12 protein-coding genes and 1 tRNA gene are annotated in these 17,366 nt (G+C 47.9%); 9 read left to right on the top strand and 4 right to left on the bottom strand.

Features of this window, described 5'->3' with window-relative positions:
- The first annotated feature begins 52 nt into the window (after positions 1 to 52).
- Positions 53 to 1,162 (top strand): aspartate carbamoyltransferase, encoded by a 1,110-nt coding sequence (gene pyrB / locus J2S36_RS03535; protein ID WP_309955633.1) that lies wholly within the window; start codon positions 53 to 55, stop codon positions 1,160 to 1,162.
- Positions 1,163 to 1,267: 105 nt separating this feature from the next.
- On the opposite strand, the gene J2S36_RS03530 is transcribed toward pyrB, so the two are convergent.
- Positions 1,268 to 1,343: transfer RNA gene (locus J2S36_RS03530), tRNA-Arg, on the bottom strand.
- A 274-nt stretch (positions 1,344 to 1,617) separates the two neighbouring features.
- Here J2S36_RS03530 and J2S36_RS03525 point away from each other — a divergent pair.
- The 5 genes from J2S36_RS03525 (at position 1,618) to J2S36_RS03505 (ending at position 7,801) form a co-directional block, all read left to right on the top strand.
- On the top strand, positions 1,618 to 3,186 hold the full coding sequence (locus J2S36_RS03525; RefSeq protein WP_309955631.1) for a GTPase domain-containing protein: 1,569 nt from the start codon (positions 1,618 to 1,620) through the stop codon (positions 3,184 to 3,186).
- A gap of 133 nt (positions 3,187 to 3,319) precedes the next feature.
- Positions 3,320 to 4,786 carry a GTP-binding protein gene (locus J2S36_RS03520; protein ID WP_309955629.1) on the top strand — a complete coding sequence of 489 codons (1,467 nt, stop codon included), beginning with the start codon at positions 3,320 to 3,322 and terminating at the stop codon, positions 4,784 to 4,786.
- Positions 4,787 to 4,985: 199 nt separating this feature from the next.
- Complete coding sequence (locus J2S36_RS03515) at positions 4,986 to 5,612, top strand: single-stranded DNA-binding protein (RefSeq protein ID WP_309955627.1); 627 nt, start codon at positions 4,986 to 4,988, stop codon at positions 5,610 to 5,612.
- Positions 5,613 to 5,838: 226 nt separating this feature from the next.
- The gene (ettA, locus tag J2S36_RS03510; protein WP_309955624.1) at positions 5,839 to 7,521 is read left to right on the top strand and encodes an energy-dependent translational throttle protein EttA; all 1,683 of its coding nucleotides are present in this window, start codon (positions 5,839 to 5,841) and stop codon (positions 7,519 to 7,521) included.
- Positions 7,522 to 7,606: 85 nt separating this feature from the next.
- The gene (locus J2S36_RS03505) at positions 7,607 to 7,801 is read left to right on the top strand and encodes a hypothetical protein (RefSeq protein WP_309955622.1); all 195 of its coding nucleotides are present in this window, start codon (positions 7,607 to 7,609) and stop codon (positions 7,799 to 7,801) included.
- 68 nt (positions 7,802 to 7,869) lie between these two features.
- Here the strand turns inward: J2S36_RS03505 and J2S36_RS03500 are convergent, their stop codons facing one another.
- The gene (locus tag J2S36_RS03500; RefSeq protein WP_309955620.1) at positions 7,870 to 8,781 is read right to left on the bottom strand and encodes an acyl-CoA thioesterase; all 912 of its coding nucleotides are present in this window, start codon (positions 8,779 to 8,781) and stop codon (positions 7,870 to 7,872) included.
- A 387-nt stretch (positions 8,782 to 9,168) separates the two neighbouring features.
- Here J2S36_RS03500 and malQ point away from each other — a divergent pair, with 387 nt between their 5' ends.
- Together malQ and J2S36_RS03490 are read left to right on the top strand one after the other, a co-directional pair.
- Positions 9,169 to 11,340, top strand: a complete 2,172-nt coding sequence (gene malQ, locus J2S36_RS03495; RefSeq protein WP_309955618.1) for a 4-alpha-glucanotransferase — start codon at positions 9,169 to 9,171, stop codon at positions 11,338 to 11,340.
- Between the two features lie 92 nt (positions 11,341 to 11,432).
- Positions 11,433 to 11,717 (top strand): PTS sugar transporter subunit IIB, encoded by a 285-nt coding sequence (locus J2S36_RS03490; RefSeq protein ID WP_309955615.1) that lies wholly within the window; start codon positions 11,433 to 11,435, stop codon positions 11,715 to 11,717.
- A gap of 288 nt (positions 11,718 to 12,005) precedes the next feature.
- On the opposite strand, the gene pepN is transcribed toward J2S36_RS03490, so the two are convergent.
- Both pepN and J2S36_RS03480 read right to left on the bottom strand, forming a co-directional pair.
- On the bottom strand, positions 12,006 to 14,609 hold the full coding sequence (gene pepN, locus J2S36_RS03485) for an aminopeptidase N (RefSeq protein WP_309955613.1): 2,604 nt from the start codon (positions 14,607 to 14,609) through the stop codon (positions 12,006 to 12,008).
- Positions 14,610 to 14,710: 101 nt separating this feature from the next.
- A complete protein-coding gene (locus J2S36_RS03480) occupies positions 14,711 to 16,768 on the bottom strand; it encodes a M13 family metallopeptidase (protein WP_309955611.1) in 2,058 nt (685 codons plus the stop codon).
- A gap of 74 nt (positions 16,769 to 16,842) precedes the next feature.
- On the opposite strand from J2S36_RS03480, the gene J2S36_RS03475 reads away from it, so the two are divergent.
- Positions 16,843 to 17,298, top strand: a complete 456-nt coding sequence (locus tag J2S36_RS03475) for a ribose-5-phosphate isomerase (protein ID WP_309955609.1) — start codon at positions 16,843 to 16,845, stop codon at positions 17,296 to 17,298.
- Positions 17,299 to 17,366 lie beyond the last annotated feature (68 nt).

The following is a 17,366-nucleotide window of genomic DNA, read 5'->3' as shown; positions in this document are numbered from 1 at the left end:
GTATCGCTGTGGGAAAAGTGTTTAGGCAAACTACAGAATGGAATGAAAAGTAATGCGAAGCATCATTGATATTACTGATTTGTCCGTCACAGAGATTACTAAATTGATCGAAGCATCATTACAAATACTGCACGATCCGCAGGCATATCAAAATAATGCTGCGGGGAAAATACTTGCTACTTTGTTTTATGAGCCTTCTACTCGCACTCGCTTAAGCTTTGAATCTGCGATGTATGGAATTGGTGGTCAAGTAATTTCAGTAGCTGCAGCGAGTAATTCCTCAGCTGTAAAAGGCGAAACGATTTCTGATACGTTGCAAGTAGTTTCAAATTATGCGGATATTGTGGCAATTCGACATCCAAACGATGGGGCCGCGCTTGTAGCTGCGCAAGCTGCGAGTGTGCCGGTGATCAATGCGGGGGATGGCAGTCATTTGCATCCCACGCAGACATTAGCTGATTTGCTTACGATTTATCGGCATTTTGGGCGGCTTTCAGGATTGACGATCGTGTGTGTTGGCGATCTGCTCTATGGGCGTACCGTGCACTCTTTGCTGCACGCGTTAGCACGCTATGAAAATAATCGTTTTGTGTTGGTCAGCCCGGATGAGCTTAGGCTGCCCGCTGATCTTCGAAATTCGCTGAATCAGGCAGGGATTTTGGTGGAAGAAACAGCGAGTTTAGCGCAAGCAATCGTTCATGCTGATGTCATTTATATGACGCGAGTGCAGCAAGAACGCTTTGCGGATAAAGCCGAGTATGAGCGCTTGAAAGATTCCTTCCGGCTCGATCCTAAAATGATGAAAAATGCGCCTGAAACGGCAATCGTATTGCATCCGCTTCCACGTGTGAATGAGATCGCAAAGGGGCTTGATCAAGATCCGCGGGCGAAATATTTTGAGCAGACGCTAAATGGGAAATTGATCCGGACGGCGTTGATTGATTTCCTTCTCGCGGATGCGGCAAATGATCCGCAGCCGAATCCGCGACCTGAACTGCTCGATGCGGTTTGTCTCACAAATGCTCGTGCTGGAGCTGATGCACCGGAGAGTCTCCAGAGCTGCGTAAATAAACGGTGTGTGAGTCATATCGAGCGCGAAATCGAAATCTGGGCCAAGCAGCCGGGCAATATTTGTGTTTATTGTGACGGCTTGTTGCGATAAACACAAATCCGGAGCTGTGGAAAATAAAAGTGGATCGCGGGGCGTTCATTGGCGCGCCGCGATCCGTTAGATTCACAAAGAAGTATTGCAGATATCTGGTAAACCTGGTGCCCCAAGCCCGACTCGAACGGGCAACCTACGGATTAGAAGGCCGTTGCTCTATCCATTGAGCTATTGGGGCGCACACGTATTTCAATGATTTTGAAACCGTCTCACCCTATTTTAGATGCTGGCGCCGAAAAGCGAAAACTCACCATGCGTAGTCAAAATAAAAGGTACTTGCAAATTAATGAAATTAGGTAGAATATGGATAGTTTTCTTTACGTGCAGCATGAGTGCGGCGTAAAGCTTATTTGTTTATTTAATACTGATAATACTGACGGGAATCACTTCAGCTGATTTTTATTGATGCGCTGCAGCCGTCAGGCGATATGAGATTTGCAGCAGGAAGAGCGGTGGCCAAAGTGAAACGTGAAAATAAGGCTCTGGCTGACCTCACTAAAGCAACTATTGCAACCCTCCGGCAGGCTAAATTCCCGCTGATTATGCCTGGTTCGGCGGAACTTACCCAAGCGTGTGAAACGCTTTTAATCCAACTGCAAACCCGTTTTTTGCCGCAAGTGACGGCTGATGCGTTCCCCGTAGTTGTAGTATTTGGCGGATCGTCGGGCGCAGGAAAATCTACACTTGTGAATTCGATTCTCGGTACGCAGATCACTCCAGCTTCGATTATCCGTCCCACTACTACTGAACCAGTGCTAGTAGTGCATCCTGATGATGCTGCCGCAATTAAAGCGCATCCGCTTTCTGAGTTTACGAAAGTGGTGGTGGACGAAAACGCAATCGCCGGTCTGGTACTGGTGGATGCTCCAGATTTAGATACAATCAATAAAAAGAACCAGGCGCTTTCGCGGCGTTTGCTCGAATGTGCCGATTTGTGGGTGTTTACCACTACCGCTGCGCGTTATGGTGATGCAATTGCCTGGCAAACACTGGAACTGGCAGATCAGCGGGGGATCACTTGTGCGGTTGTCTTGAATCGACTCCCGGAGAGAGCCGCGACGGCCGTGCGTGAAGATTTACGAAAACGTCTAATTACTGCCGATTTAGCGGGCTCCCCGTTGTTTGTGATCCCGGATTATTCGCCAATGGAAGGCTTATTGCAGGCGCAAACTGTGGCTGAGATAAAGAACTGGCTGGTTTTGCTGGCACAAACTACACTCGCAGAAACTGTTGCAGCGCGAACTATGCAAGCACTGCTGCCAACTTTACGAGCCGAGCTAAAATTACTCGCAGAAGGTATTGAAGCGCAGGCAAATGCGCTCACCGATTTGCAAGATCAGGCACGCGAAGCTGCAGCAGCACCATTAATGAAACTTACTACAAATGCACGTGCGGGAAGATTTGGTCAGGGGGCACCGACGGCTGCATGGCTTGCATTAGCATCAACAGGTACACCGCTTGCAGCGATGGTCGGAGCTAACGGGGCAAAACCGTCCCTTTTGCAAAGGTTGCGCAGTAACCGTGAGAAACGCGATATTGCCATCAGAAAACTTTTTGACACAGTTTTGGCTGGAATCCAAGCGGCATTGTTCCAGGCGTTGGTGACCACTCAGGAAAGAATTGAGCGTGAATGGGAAAATGACGTGGTGGATACAAAGGATTTCATTGCGTCAGGCAAAGAAAATGTGGAGCTGCTGCAAATTACGCACACTGCAATTAAGCAGTGGCAGGTGTTGTTAAAAAGTATTGCGCAGAATTCGCGCCGTCATTGTTGGCTTTCCAGCTCGGGAAATGCCGCATTGATCGGATCGGCAGCGGCAGGTATTTCCGGGGTGATGAAACTGGCGGTGCAGTTTGATTTGGAAAGTGATGTGCGGCAGGCACGAAGAGCTCTTGCTGATTGTATGACACAGGCAGTTGAGCAAATAGTTGCGGGCTATAATGCGAAATTAGCGAATATAAAGCTGCTCGATCCGACTAGTTTGCAACTGCGTGCGGCCGAATTTGCTGATCGGATCTGAGTGAATCGTGTAGCACACAGCGAAATTGTGGAACTGCAGCTGTGATTTATACTTTGGTGGTCGAAATTTTGTATTTGTATTTAGTTACGAGTCTTGTGAATAGTAGATCAAGGATGCGGGAAAAGGAAAGATGATGTTTGAATTGCTCGCGCAAGAAGCGAATCTCAGTCCGCGCAGGCTGTATCGGCGGATCTGGCATTTGCGTGAATTTATTGATCTCAGCGCAGGGGCAGCTGATGAGTATTTGCTTGCGCGCGCAACTGCAAGTCTTGACCGGGTGGAGGAGAGAGCGCAGTTAGGCGCAGAATTTACGGTTGCTGCATTAGTGGGCGGTACCGGATCTGGTAAATCGACTCTTTTCAATTCACTTACTGATCTCGATTTTGCTGACGACGGTGAGATTCGCCCGACTACCGAACGTGCAGCTGCCTGCACTTGGAAAGCAAAAGCGGATGGACTGCTGGATCATCTGAATGTAGATACAGATCGCAGAATTGAGCATGGATCGATTCTCACTCCCGTGCCAGATGAGCTTGAAGGCTTGATCCTGCTTGATTTGCCTGATTTTGATTCGGTCAAATTTACTAATTCGCTTACTGTGACGCGTTTGATGCCGATGCTGGATGTACTGATTTGGGTAGTTGATCCACAAAAGTATGCAGATCAGCTCCTGCATCGTGATTATTTACAAAATCTTCGTGGTAGATCACGGCAAATGATTGTCGTAATGAATCACATTGATACTGTGATTCCGGCACAAGTTCCAGAATTAATGGCTAATTTACGGCAATTGCTGGATGCTGATGGGCTTGCAAATGTTCCTGCCTATCCGATTTCAGCGCTCGAAAAAACTGGTTTGGAGCCTTTGCAGGCGCATTTACGGAAAGCGCTTGCAACACCGTCGATGAATTTGATTACTGCTGCTGCGCAAGTTGATGAAGTAGGCCGACTGCTGGAAGGTACCGTTGGTTTTCTAGAAACAAAGTTAGTTGATTTTGCTGTAGCTAAAACGGAAGTTGTGCAGCAGCTGATGCGTGCTTCTGGCGTACCAACGGTGATCGAGCAGATTTCACGGGCGGCAGATAAACTTTCAGGCGCTGCCTTTGCTGCGCCGATCCAGCCTGCTCCGTCACTTCTGGGCGCGATTCGCGATGGATGGATCGCACAGGCGAATACTGGGCTACCGCAGCGGTGGGCGAAATTAGGTGAAACGGCAGTTGCTCCGTTGGAGCGGATCCGTCGGCAAGTGGGAAAAGTGTATGAAAGTGTTGTGCTGCCGCAGATTTCCCAAAAGCCGCTTTGGATTGGTGTGATCTTTGCGTTGGTGATTTTCGTTGCGGGAGTTTTGGCGGCAATTTTTGCTGTTCCAGATCTGGCGCTGATCGCCCGGGTTGGAGTGTGTGCTGTAGGAGTTGTGCTTGCCGGAACAATTTATTTGTTTGCGCGATATTGGGTGCGGAAAACTGCGCGGAGAGCAGCACGGAAATATGAAGCACAGCTGGTCGATCAACTTGGTTTGGTAGTGCAGGAACAACTGATTGATGGGCTAGCTGCGGTTCGCGCAAAATATTCTCGGGCGGTTGATCTGCTCAATCGTTAGCGGTTTGCATGCTGAATATCCCTGAAGGCAGCAGTGTTCTCTTGATTTGTGTGCTTGGCACTTGAGATCTGCTTTGCCGTCTTTCCACAGTTGAATTTTAGGTTCTGGATCTGCACAGCAAATATGGTGCGAATGATTTTATTTTGCCGTCGCGAGCAGAATCTTCATGTCTCGAAAATAATCTGAACAGGAGAAGCAGATGGCAAATAATGAAACTGTGATCACCATTCGTGGCTGGGCGGGCGCAGCTCCCACCCTTTACCGCAATGAATCAACTACTTCCCATGGAACTGGAGGGAATGTGAGTAGAGCGTCAGCCGTTTTGAATGTTGGCGTTACTCCGCGTAATTTCAGTCGGAAGAGCGGGCAATATGAAGACGGCGAGACAGCATGGTATTCGGTGCGGAGCTTTGGGAAACTTGCCGAAAATGTTGCAGCATGTGTGCAGAAAGGTGCCCCGCTATTGGTGCGTGGGAAGCTTACTGCACGTTCGTTTCAAGCCAAAGATGGCACTACGCGAATCAATCAGGTAATTATTGCTGATGCGATTGGAATCGAATTAAATTCTGGAACTGCCACATATCAGCGGGGCAATGCAGTTCAAGTAAATCCAGCAAACAGTATCGTAGCTCAGGATTTTACAGCTAATCCGCTAGGTGAAAACTCGCATCAGAGCGGATCGCGGGAAACGGTCATGGAGTCAGTAGGTGATAGTTATGATCCTTGGGAAGTTTGTACAAGCTCGGAAAATTGTTTTTCGGAAGACCCGGTAGCAACTGATTTTGCTGGTCAAAAAAGTGGAGTTGCTGAGTTCGCTAAGGTGTAGCCAATTGGTGCATCGGCTGAGATTTGCTTGCTTTGAAAATTATCTTTTGTTGTGGTTTTGCAAGCGCTCCGTTTATGGTTAGGCTTTATTATGTAACGGTAAATGCGGGTTGAGAGGTTTCTGTGAAGAATAAAGATCGCTGCTTTCTGGTAAGTAAAGCAATTATTGTTCACAGTGCGGATCCCATTAATACTGTAAATAAAATCAGCTAAAGAATCGGAGAGACGTGGCCGAATATATTTATTCGATGGTGCGTGCACGCAAAACCGTCGGCGATAAAGTGATCTTGAATGATGTCACAATGGCATTTTTGCCGGGTGCAAAAATTGGGATGGTGGGTCCAAATGGTGCAGGTAAATCCACAATTTTGAAAATTATGGCTGGTCTGGATGAACCTTCTAATGGGCAGGCCCGCTTAACTCCTGGATATTCGGTGGGGATCTTGATGCAAGAACCGCCGCTTACTGAAGATAAAACGGTACTGGAAAATGTGCAGGAAGCTGCTGGCGAGATGTTTGCCAAGGTTGCACGATTCAATGAAATTGGCGGACTGATGGCTGATCCTGATGCAGATTTTGATGCGCTGATGGATGAAATGGGTAAATTGCAAACAGAGATTGATGCGGCGAATGCGTGGGATCTCGATTCGCAGTTACATCAGGCGATGGATGCATTGCGCTGCCCGCCACCAGATACGCCGGTGAATGTGCTTTCTGGCGGGGAACGACGTCGGGTGGCGCTGTGTAAGCTGTTGCTTGAAGCTCCAGATTTATTGCTACTTGACGAACCAACAAACCATTTAGATGCAGAATCAGTGGAATGGCTCGAACAACACCTGGCAAAGTATCCAGGCGCTGTGATTGCCGTTACGCACGATCGTTACTTCTTGGATCACGTAGCTGAGTGGATTGCTGAGGTCGATCGCGGGCAACTTTATCCGTATGAAGGAAACTATTCTACATACCTGGAGAAGAAGCAGGAACGCTTACAGGTACAGGGGAAGAAAGATGAGAAGCTGAAGAAGCGCTTGAAAGAAGAACTCGAATGGGTGCGTACTTCAGCAAAAGGACGGCAGGCAAAATCTAAAGCACGCTTGCAGCGCTATGAGGAAATGGCTGCGGAAGCTGAGCGGACACGTAAGCTTGATTTTGAAGAAATTCAGATTCCGCCAGGCCCGCGTCTAGGTAATCTGGTACTTGAGGCGACCAAATTGGAAAAAGGATTTGGTGCACGCACCCTCATCAAGGATCTTTCTTTCTCTTTGCCGCGCAACGGTATTGTGGGAATTATCGGGCCAAATGGTGTCGGAAAGACGACGCTGTTCAAAACAATCGTTGGTCTTGAACCACTTGATGGCGGAGAGCTAAAGATCGGTGAGACGGTAAAACTTTCTTATGTGGATCAGAACCGTGCCGGGATCGATCCAAATAAGAACGTCTGGGAAGTAGTCTCTGACGGGCTGGATTACATCAAAGTTGGCAATGTTGAAATGCCGTCGCGTGCATATGTCTCGGCTTTCGGATTTAAGGGAGCGGATCAGCAAAAGCCTGCTGGAGTGCTTTCTGGTGGTGAACGGAATCGTCTCAATCTTGCATTGACACTCAAGCAAGGTGGAAACGTGATCCTACTTGATGAACCTACCAACGATCTTGATGTGGAGACATTGAGCTCTCTCGAAAATGCGCTCTTAGAATTTCCTGGCTGTGCCGTTGTAATCACCCACGATCGCTGGTTCCTTGACCGCGTTGCTACGCATATTTTAGCTTGGGAGGGGACTGCGGAAGAGCCCTACAATTGGTACTGGTTTGAAGGAAACTTTGAATCTTACGAGAAGAACAAGATCGATCGTCTTGGTGCTGAGGCTGCGCGTCCGTCATCAATGGCTTATCGGAAGCTCACCCGCGATTGATCGCGCAAAATCAGAAAATAATTTATTGGGGTTCCATACTCGCAAGCAGCTATGGGCCCCAATAAATCGAAAGCAAAAAATGACTATGGACATTATTTATCTCATATCGGTAAGTATTTTGGTGCTTGCTGGAATTTTATTGGCAGGTGTCGGTGTAGTTTCGATTACCCATATTCTTCGGCACCCGCATGATCTTTCAGTGCAAAATCTCGAAGGTCCAGTGCGTGAATATCTGCTCACGGAAGAAGAACTGCAGGCTGCGAATCCGGTATTGCAATAGCCTGGCAGGCCAATCCAGTTGGCGAGCTAAAACAAGTAGATGAGAATTAAGTAAAACCGCAAAATAACTTATTTTGTTTTTACGCGGATCATTCCTTCTTGTGCCATTGAAGCGATATGTACGCCTTCCTGGAAGAATTTTGCCACGCTTAACCCGCGTCCGCCTTGGGCGGATGGGGAAGTAAGTTCGGCAAGAATCCAATGATTCAGATCCACATCGCGATGCCACCAAATTGTGTGATCAAGAGTTGCGAGAGAAAGCTGCGGATTTAGCCAGTACTGGCCGTGAGCGCGCATAATTGGCTCAAGCATAAATTGATCTGTGGCATACGCTAACATGGCCCGATGCAGAGTCTGATCAGCTCCTTGTGGCAGTGGTGAGCGGAGCTTAAACCAAATTTTGGTATTGGCGGTAGGATGCTTTTGCGGTTGTACCCAGATTGGTCCGGCTACATGTCGTAAATCTACAACATTATAACGATGCAAATATTTTGCGGCAGGAAAATCTAACGCGGCAAAGAAATCTACTGATGAATCGAGGGTATCTGGGGCAGGAGCAGTTGGCATTGGTGTGGCATGTTCTACGCCCGGCTGTACTTCTTGAAATGATGCACGTGCTGAAAAAATAGTGGCTTCATTTTGATATGCCAAAATTCGGCGTGTTGAAAAAGAATTCCCGTCCAGAACATCCACAACCTGTAGTTCTGTGGGAACCTCAACCTTTCCAGGGCGTAAAAATGCGGCGGTAATAGAGTGGATTGGTCTAGGCTGTGAAAGGATCTCGGTACTGCCGATTTTGATCGTGTCTGCGCTTGCAATGACGGCTTGCGCAAACACTTGCCCGCCATAAACACGATCAGTGAGATGACGGAGATTTGATCCGCGATAATATCTATTTGTTTCTTTCGTGAGGCGCAAAGTATTTAACACTGAAGCTAAAGGCTCAGTAAAACAATCTGGAATCTTAGTTATTTCTTGCATCTTTTCCAGCCAATCCGTTTCATGAAATGAGAGATGAACAAAAACGATTTTTCCTAACTTCCAAGCTAGCAGTGAAAAGCATTGATTCCATGCGGAAAATTTACTTTTTCGCAGGTAGCAAAGAAGGACTAAACTGATAACAGGAAATATTGAATGAGTGCCCGCTCACAGAATTCTTGCAAATTAGATTCGTCAGTTACTCTGCGAAATCAAAATTTATTAAGATGAGGAGCAGCATATGAAAGTGTATGGAACAGCATCGCGCGCAAAATGCTGAAAAGGTACAGCGGAAACTTTGAGGAGAATGCGGATTCACCTAATATGGGTGGCTCATCGAAGATAGTGAGCAATCCATTTGGCAATGCTGAGCAGCGAAGGAGCTAGGTAGTGGAAGTTACGGATCTTGCCGGATTGCAAGAGCTTGCACATGCATACGGCGTGGCGACAGAATTTTGGGGCTATGACGGCAAGCAAAAAATAGTACCGGCGCACACACTAGTGCAGGTACTTGCTGCGATGGGCGTTGAAAATATTAACGATGCTACGCTTGATGCGCTTATTGAACAACGACAGCTGCGTAACTGGTACCGGGTTTTGCCGCAAGTTGTGATTGCGCGCAATTCCGGAGAGACGCGAGTTGAGGTGCATGTGCCTCATGGTGCATCTGTCAGACTGGAAATAGAGCTTGAAAGCGGCGGTTGGCTCGGAATGCGTCAATGCGAAGATTTCACGATACCTCGTGAGATCGATGGAGTGTTGACTGGGCAGGCTGCATTCATTGTTCCACAAGGGATCGAGCTCGGTTACCACAAGCTACACGCTTATGTGAATGAAGGAACTGAAGATGCGCAGCATGAAACGGTAACGTTAATTGGAGTTCCGCATCGACTCCCGGCAGTTGATGCGCTTTATCATCCGGAAAGTAAACGCAGCTGGGGAATGATGGAGCAGCTCTATTCTGTACGCTCACGTGACTCCTGGGGAATTGGCGACTTGCGTGATCTATCGGAAACGTGTGCGATTTTTGGTGATTTCGGTGCTGATTTTGTATTAATCAATCCCTTGCATGCTGCACAGCCAACTGGGATAATCACCCCGTCGCCATATCTTCCTGTAACACGGCGCTTCTTCAATCCGATTTATATTCGTCCGGAAGATATTGCTGAGACGGCATATTTAAGTGTTTCTGAGCGTTCCTTGGTGGAATGGGCTGGAGAAAAAGTAAAGCAGCTCTCCTTAAAAAACACACTTATTGACCGTGATGCGGCATGGAAAGCCAAGCGTGAAGCATTAGAAGTAATTTTCCGTGTGCCGCGTTCTTATTCGCGTGAGCAAGAGTTTCGCCGATTCAAAGAACTTGAAGGCGAAGGTTTGGAAAATTTCGCACTCTGGTGCGCTATTTACGAAAAATATGCGGGTGCAATTCCATCGCAGTTAAGCGAAATCAACTCTCATGAAGTAAATCAGGAACGCCACGATCTTCGTGAGCGGACCGAATTCTGGGCATGGCTGCAATGGGTTATGGATCAGCAGCTTGCGCAAGCGCAGAAGTGTGCAAAAGCAGCTGGAATGCGCTATGGGATCTGCCATGATCTTGCTGTCGGGGTGCATCCTGAAGGATCTGACACTTGGAGTATTCCGCAAGCGTTCGCAAAAGGCGTGGGGGTAGGTGCGCCTCCGGATATGTACAATCAGCAGGGGCAGAACTGGAGCCAACCACCATGGAATCCAGCGGCTCTTGAAGCAATGGACTATACCCCATTGCGAGATATGGCACGTACAGTGCTACGGCATGCGGGGGCTTTACGTGTAGATCATGTGATGGGATTATTCCGGTTATGGTGGATTCCAAATGGTAATTCCGCAAAAGACGGTACGTATGTACGTTTCGATCATGAAGCGATGGTGGGTGTGCTGCTGCTAGAGGCATATCGCGCAGGTGCTGTGCTGATTGGTGAAGATTTAGGCACAGTAGAGCCTTGGGTGCGTGATTATTTGATCGATCGTGGGATTCTTGGTACGTCTGTGTTCTGGTTTGAGAAGCAGGATGACGGCACGCCATTACATGCAGATCAGTATCGGCGAGGAGTTTTCGCCACGGTTGATACGCACGATTTGCCGCCAGCGGCTGGTTATTTAGCTGAAGAACATGTTGATTTACGCGCGAAATTGGGTTTGCTTGAGCTAAGTGAAGCTGATACACGTGCACAGGCGCGGGAAGAGCGGAGGCAAGTGATTTCACGATTGAGCGAATACGGCTTATTGAGTGAGGAAAGTCTAGCTTCGATTGCGCAGGGGCGTGAACCAGCTACACAAGATCTAATTGAAGCAATGCATCTGTATATTGCACGTACAGCATCAGTACTGCTTGGTGTTTCTTTGACAGATGCAGTCGGCGAACGACGTGCACAAAATCAGCCTGGTACGGATCAAGAGTATCCAAATTGGCGGATTCCGCTTGCCGACGGTACAGAAAATGTGGTGCTTGTTGAAGATTTACCAGCCAATCCACGGTTGAAGTCTCTCGTGGAACGATTTACGGCTGAATTACGTTCATGATGTGTCAGCTCGATCTGGATCAGACTTTCCACGTACAGTATCTGTCGAAGGCCGAAATGAAAAGCAACAGAATCGCATAGGGTGACCAGGAATTGATAGATGAGCAGCTTGTGCCAGGGGATCTTAACTCTCTTGGTGGTGAAATTATTATTGCCTGTGGCGGGGTGGAGAATATTTTGGGTGCCGATTCGGTAGTTTCACGGCTGATTATTCAAATCGATTCTAATTTTTTGGTGAATGTGGAGCAGCTGCGCAAACTTGGAATTATCTCCGTTATTTTGCAACGAAGATTTATACATTTAGTAGTGGGTGAGTTGGCTGAGCCATTGCATTATCTCCTTGTGAAGCTGCTTGATTTAAGACCCGATGGATACTAGTTGTTATTGATATTTCAGCAATTTTCTTTTTCTTCCTGAATAATTGCGATAAATCGCAGGAGAGTTTTCTCCTGTAAAGTCTTGTAAATCCGTACAGTGCAACTTGATCGAATGATTTTGCGATAGGCGGGCAGATAAAAAAATTTGGTGGTTCCCATAATCGTGAACCACCAAATTTTTATTGCTGAAAATAGTATCGTGTTATCGAAGAGATCTTGGAAAGCATTGCAAGCTCATTGCTTGGCACTGATTCAGTTTTCGGTGCCAAGCAACGAGCTTGCAGATTCGCTATTGCGCATCACATATTTGGGCACGGACTGCGCGGCGTGCACTATCAAGTACTTCGGATACAAGTCGGCGAAGCGCTGGAGCTGCATCTTCATGCGTATTCATCCACGCATCTCCTACAGCGATAATGTCTATCCCAAGATCTGTGCGTCCAGCAAGTTTCGCGGGGAAGGCATATTCGATCATATTCGCTGCGATCTCTTTGGTGCGATCCTTCCATTGCGATTCAACGCTTGCGAAATATTTTTCCACGTATGGTACAAGCAATGCTGGGTCGCCGCCTGAGAATCCGAGACACAATGAGCGCTGTACTGCATTTGAAACTTTTCCACCAGTGAGATCTTCCCAAGCACGGGACTTTGCGGCGGCATCTGCTAGTGCGGCACGTGCACGTGCCGCACTAGCAGCACCAGAAGCAGTGTTATCACGCTCACTGCGCTCTGCTGCTACATCAGCCTCGGTAATCTGCCCGGCTGCAGCAAGCCGCTCAATTACTGCCCACCGCATCGCATTATCCATCTTGAGGCCTGCTGGTACTTCCTTGCCGATGAGCCAATTAGCAAATGTTTCCGCTTGCGGATCGGTTGCTAGCGCTACAGCGGAAAGCGCAATTTGCAGCTGACGGTCTGATCCTAGTTCACATGTATTCAGGATCTCGGAGAGACGCTGCCCGACTCGCGTTTGCAGTGCATCGCGCTTTTCTGGAGCACTGTAGAGATTAGTAGCCGTGGCAAGATTACCTCTGAGCGTTCGCAGTACCGTACCGTGATCTTCGATTTCTAATGCCTTTAGCACAAGCTCCGTATATTCATGTGCAGACATTTCACCGTCACGGCACATATCCCAAGCGGAGAATAGTACTAGGCTGCGCGCTAGGCGATCATCGAAGGCATTGATATTTTCAATCGCGTGCGCCATTGAGTGTGCATCAAGCCGAACTTTCGCATAAGCCCAATCGCCATCATTGATCAGCAGTAAATCTGGACGCTGGATCCCGGAAAGCTCAGCAACTTCCGTCAATTCGCCATCAATATCCAGCTCAACGCGCGCTACTTGTTGATACCGGCCTTCTTGGAGCGAATATCCAGCTACTGCGATGCGATGCGGGCGTAATGAAGCGCGGCCATCAGATTCTTGCCGAATCGCAAATCGACGGATTTTGCTGCCATCCATTTCAATTTCTGGGCGCAAGATATTGATGCCTGCTTCTTCCAGCCAAAGTTTTGACCATTTGCGCAAATCGCGCCCGGAAGCAGCTTCTAGTTCGACCAGCAAATCCTGCAAGGTAGCATTGCCCCAAGCCTTCTTTGCGAGATATTTTGCAACCCCAGCAACGAATGCTTCCCAACCTACATATGCCACTAGCTGTTGGAATACGGATGCGCCTTTACCGTATGTGATCCCATCAAAATTGACGAGAGTATCTTCAATATCACGAATATCTGCAGCAATTGGGTGAGTGGAAGGAAGCTGATCTTCGGCCTGCGCCCAATTCTTTTCGGAAGCATTGAAAGTAACCCAGGCATCCTTCCAGCGAGTAGTTTCAGCTGTAGCTACATGGCTCATATATTCTGCAAAGGATTCATTCAGCCAGAGATCATCCCACCATTTCATGGTGACAAAATCGCCGAACCACATATGCGCAAGCTCGTGCAGGATCGTTACTGCACGGCGCTCTACGAGTGCTTGTGTGGGACGATTCCGGAAAACATAATCATCGAGGATCGTGACACATCCTGGATGTTCCATTGCGCCTGCATTATATTCAGGCACAAAAATCTGATCATACTTGCGGAAAGGATACGGCTGCCGATATTGCTGCTCATAAAATGGCATGCCCTGCTTGGTGATTTCAATTACTTCATCGCCATCAAGGTATTCGGCGAGAGAGCGGCGTGCATACACTCCCATTGGGATTTCACGACCGTCAATCGATGTATAAGAACCTCTAGTACCTTCGTAAGGACCAGCGACAAGGCAGGTTAGGTAGGAGGAAATCCGCTCGGTTGGAGTGAATTCCCAGCGTGCGGTAGTCTCGCTTAAGATTTCCTTTTCCGGCGTGGGGGAGACTGAAAATACTTGCCAATGTGCCGGAGCGGTCACCACAAAAGTGAACTCAGCCTTCAAATCAGGCTGTTCAAAAACGGCATACATCCGCCGTGAATCTGCCACTTCAAATTGTGAATAAAGATAAACTTCGCCATCTACTGGATCAACTACACGGTGCAGACCTTCACCAGTATGGGAATATTCGCAAACAGAACGTACGATCAGCTCGTTTTCTGCCTGCAGATTTGGCAGTGGAATGCGTGAATCTGCATACGAGTCCACCGGAAGATGCACCCCATTGAGCACTATTTCTGATACAGATTGGGCAATCAGATCAATAAAGCTGCTTTCACCAGGCTGGGTCGCAGTGAACTTCACAGTGGTGATCGAATCAAAAGTTTCGGTTGAATTAGTAAGGTCTAATTCAACATGGTAAGTACTAGTTTGGAGCAGCTTTGCGCGTTCTGCTGCTTCAATTCGTGTGAGATTTTGCCCTGGCAAAATAAATCCTTTCAACTGAATAATAAACTTGCGCTCTGTGTGCCTGATTTGCATTAAACCAGGCACACAGACCAGTTCTCTTGTGATTTTGATTGTAAACGTGCCTTCCGCTGAAAATCATTTCCTTTTCACGAAAAACAGGTTAAGGCAGATAATTACCAAATACGGACACGTTCTTCTGGTGCAAGATAGAGCGCATCGCCTTCTTTCACATCAAATTCGGCAGCAAATGCATCCACATTTTTCACAACACCATTACATCTAAATTCCACTGGAGAATGCGGATCTACTGCCAGGAGCTGGATCGCGGTTTCGTCACGGTATTTTCCTTGCCAGATATGCGCATAGGAAAGAATCACACGCTGCAAACCGCTTAACCCCGAAATTTCTGGAGCACCCTTCGCGCCATCAAGATATCCCTCACGTTTCATCGCAATATCGTATGCTTTCAACGCAATCGACAGCCCGCCTAAATCTCCAATATTTTCGCCGAGTGTGAGTGCACCTTGCACATGATGCGGGGAGTCTGCTGGCAATTGAGCTGGCTTATATGCATCATATTGCCCGACGAGCGCTGCGGTTCGTTTTTCAAACTCAGCGCGGTCGCTATCCGTCCACCAATTATTTAGTCTGCCAGTGCCGTCGTACTTCGAGCCTTGATCATCAAAGCCATGCCCGATTTCATGCCCGATCACTGCGCCAATACCGCCATAATTCCAGGCCGCATCAGCTTGTGGATCAAAAAATGGAGGTTGCAAAATTGCTGCCGGGAAAACGATCTCATTAGCCACTGGATTATAGTAGGCATTCACCGTCTGCGGATACATATGCCATTCGCTGCGATCTATTGGCTTGCCGAGCTTTTCCAGTTCGCGTTCCCAGCCAAACATTGCGGCATTACGGATATTTCCCAGCAAATCATTTTGCTTTACCGAGAGTGCAGCATAATCCTTCCACTTCTCCGGGTATCCAATTTTCGTCACGAAACTTGCAAGTTTTTCGAGTGCCTTTACCTTCGTTTCTTCCGTCATCCAATCAAGAGATTTGATTGAAATCTCGTATGCGGAAAGTAAATCAGCTACTAGCTGTTGCATCTGCTGCTTATATGCAGGTGGGAAATGCCGTCGTACATATTCTTTTCCGATAGCTTCGCCCATCACGGTGTCAACCAGTGCCACGCCACGCTTCCACCGGTCACGCATTTCTTCCTGCCCGGAAAGGATCCTGCCGTAGAAGTTAAAACGCGCTTGTACTATTGGCTCGCTTAAGTATGGGGAACGGGCCAAGATTGTGTGCCAAACCATGTAGTACTGCAAATCGGTGATCGAAGTTTCGGCCCACAGAGTGGCAAACTTAGTGAGCTGATCTGCAGTATAAACGAGCAGTTGCGGTGCATTTTCAGCGGATAAACCGAGCGCTTCAAAACAAGGTAACCAATCAAAGCCAGGGGCACTCGCAATAAAATCGGCAAAGCTGAGCACGGTGTTTGTTGCTTCCGCATTACGCAGTTTCACAACGTCATAATGTGTGCTTGCAAGTTTCGTTTCAAAATCAAAAATCCGCGCAGCGGCTTTTGTGGCTTCTTCAGAGTCTACTTCACAGGCGAGCGAATAGAGCGTTGGAATAAATTCTTGGTATGCCTGACGGATCTGTGCATAGGATGCTTCACGGTAAAATGCTTCATCAGGTAATCCGAGCCCAGATTGTGAAATCCAAGTAATGTATTCTTCCGGGTTGTTGCGGTTGGCATCGATGTCAAGACCAAAAGGTGCATCCACTCCCGTCATGAGCATTTTGCCTAAAATGACGGCAAGCTGCTCATGGCTTTGCGCAGCTTGGATCTCGGCAAGTTCGCCTGCTAACGGCAGCACCCCTTGCGCATTGATTTCTGCTTCGCTCATAAAAGAAATATACAGATCAGCGATTTTCTGCTGCTCGGCTGAAAGCTGATCGGTATCAGCTTCCGTTTCCACGACTTTGCCGTCTTCATCCTTTGCGGCTGCAGCGGCGGTGAGCTCTTCAATAATTTCACGTACACGTGCTTCAGATCCGTTCCGCAATTCTTGGAATGATCCGGTACCAACCTGGTCGGCTGGGATTTCAGTCTGTGCAAACCATTTACCATTTACATGACGGAAAAGATCGTCTTGCGGACGAACCGTAGAATCAAGTTGAGATAGTACTTTTTCAGTTGTTACATCAATTTTAGTCATGTAAATAATACTAACTGGCGATGAATCTGCCTGGAAACTGAGCTTTCAAGATCGCGGTGCGTTATGCTAAGAGCATGCGTGTACATATTGCAACAGACCATGCAGGTTTTGAACTGAAAAATGAATTAGTGGCCTACCTTAACGAAAAAGGTATCACTGTAGCAGACCACGGATATCACGAATATGATCGCCTGGATGCGTATCCGCCAGTGTGTATTGCTTGTGCAAAAGCAGTGGCAGCTGATCCAGGATCGCTCGGAATTGTGATTGGTGGTTCTGGAAATGGCGAGCAAATTTCGGCGAATAAAGTTGCTGGGATCCGTGCTGCCCTAGTCTGGAATGAAGAAATTGCGATGCTTGCCCGGGAGCACAACAATGCGAATGTAATGTCGATTGGTGCGCGCCAGCATTCAGTCGAAGAAGTGAAGCGTTTCGTGGATGTATTTATCGGTACAGAGTATGACGCCGCATCGCGGCACCAATCACGAATCGAAATGATCAGCGACTTCGAGAATCAGCGCAACGCGTAAAAGCAGCAAATATCAGTATCTGAACATAACTAATTTGCTTGGAGCGATGGTCTGTGCCGTAGTTCCAA

The organism is Arcanobacterium hippocoleae (assembly GCF_031456295.1).
Lineage (GTDB): Bacteria > Actinomycetota > Actinomycetes > Actinomycetales > Actinomycetaceae > Arcanobacterium_A > Arcanobacterium_A hippocoleae.
Note: the sequence above shows the minus strand (reverse complement) of the source record. Positions and strands in the feature narration are given on the sequence as shown.

Excerpts from the sequence above, each read along its gene's own strand:
- pyrB (WP_309955633.1), top strand. The coding sequence starts at position 53 with ATGCGAAGCATCATTGATATTACTGATTTGTCCGTCACAGAGATTACT.
- J2S36_RS03475 (WP_309955609.1), top strand. The coding sequence starts at position 16,843 with ATGCGTGTACATATTGCAACAGACCATGCAGGTTTTGAACTGAAAAAT.
- J2S36_RS03480 (WP_309955611.1), bottom strand. The coding sequence starts at position 16,768 with ATGACTAAAATTGATGTAACAACTGAAAAAGTACTATCTCAACTTGAT.
- J2S36_RS03500 (WP_309955620.1), bottom strand. The coding sequence starts at position 8,781 with ATGCAAGAAATAACTAAGATTCCAGATTGTTTTACTGAGCCTTTAGCT.
- pepN (WP_309955613.1), bottom strand. The coding sequence starts at position 14,609 with ATGCAAATCAGGCACACAGAGCGCAAGTTTATTATTCAGTTGAAAGGA.
- J2S36_RS03520 (WP_309955629.1), top strand. The coding sequence starts at position 3,320 with ATGTTTGAATTGCTCGCGCAAGAAGCGAATCTCAGTCCGCGCAGGCTG.
- J2S36_RS03505 (WP_309955622.1), top strand. The coding sequence starts at position 7,607 with ATGGACATTATTTATCTCATATCGGTAAGTATTTTGGTGCTTGCTGGA.
- J2S36_RS03515 (WP_309955627.1), top strand. The coding sequence starts at position 4,986 with ATGGCAAATAATGAAACTGTGATCACCATTCGTGGCTGGGCGGGCGCA.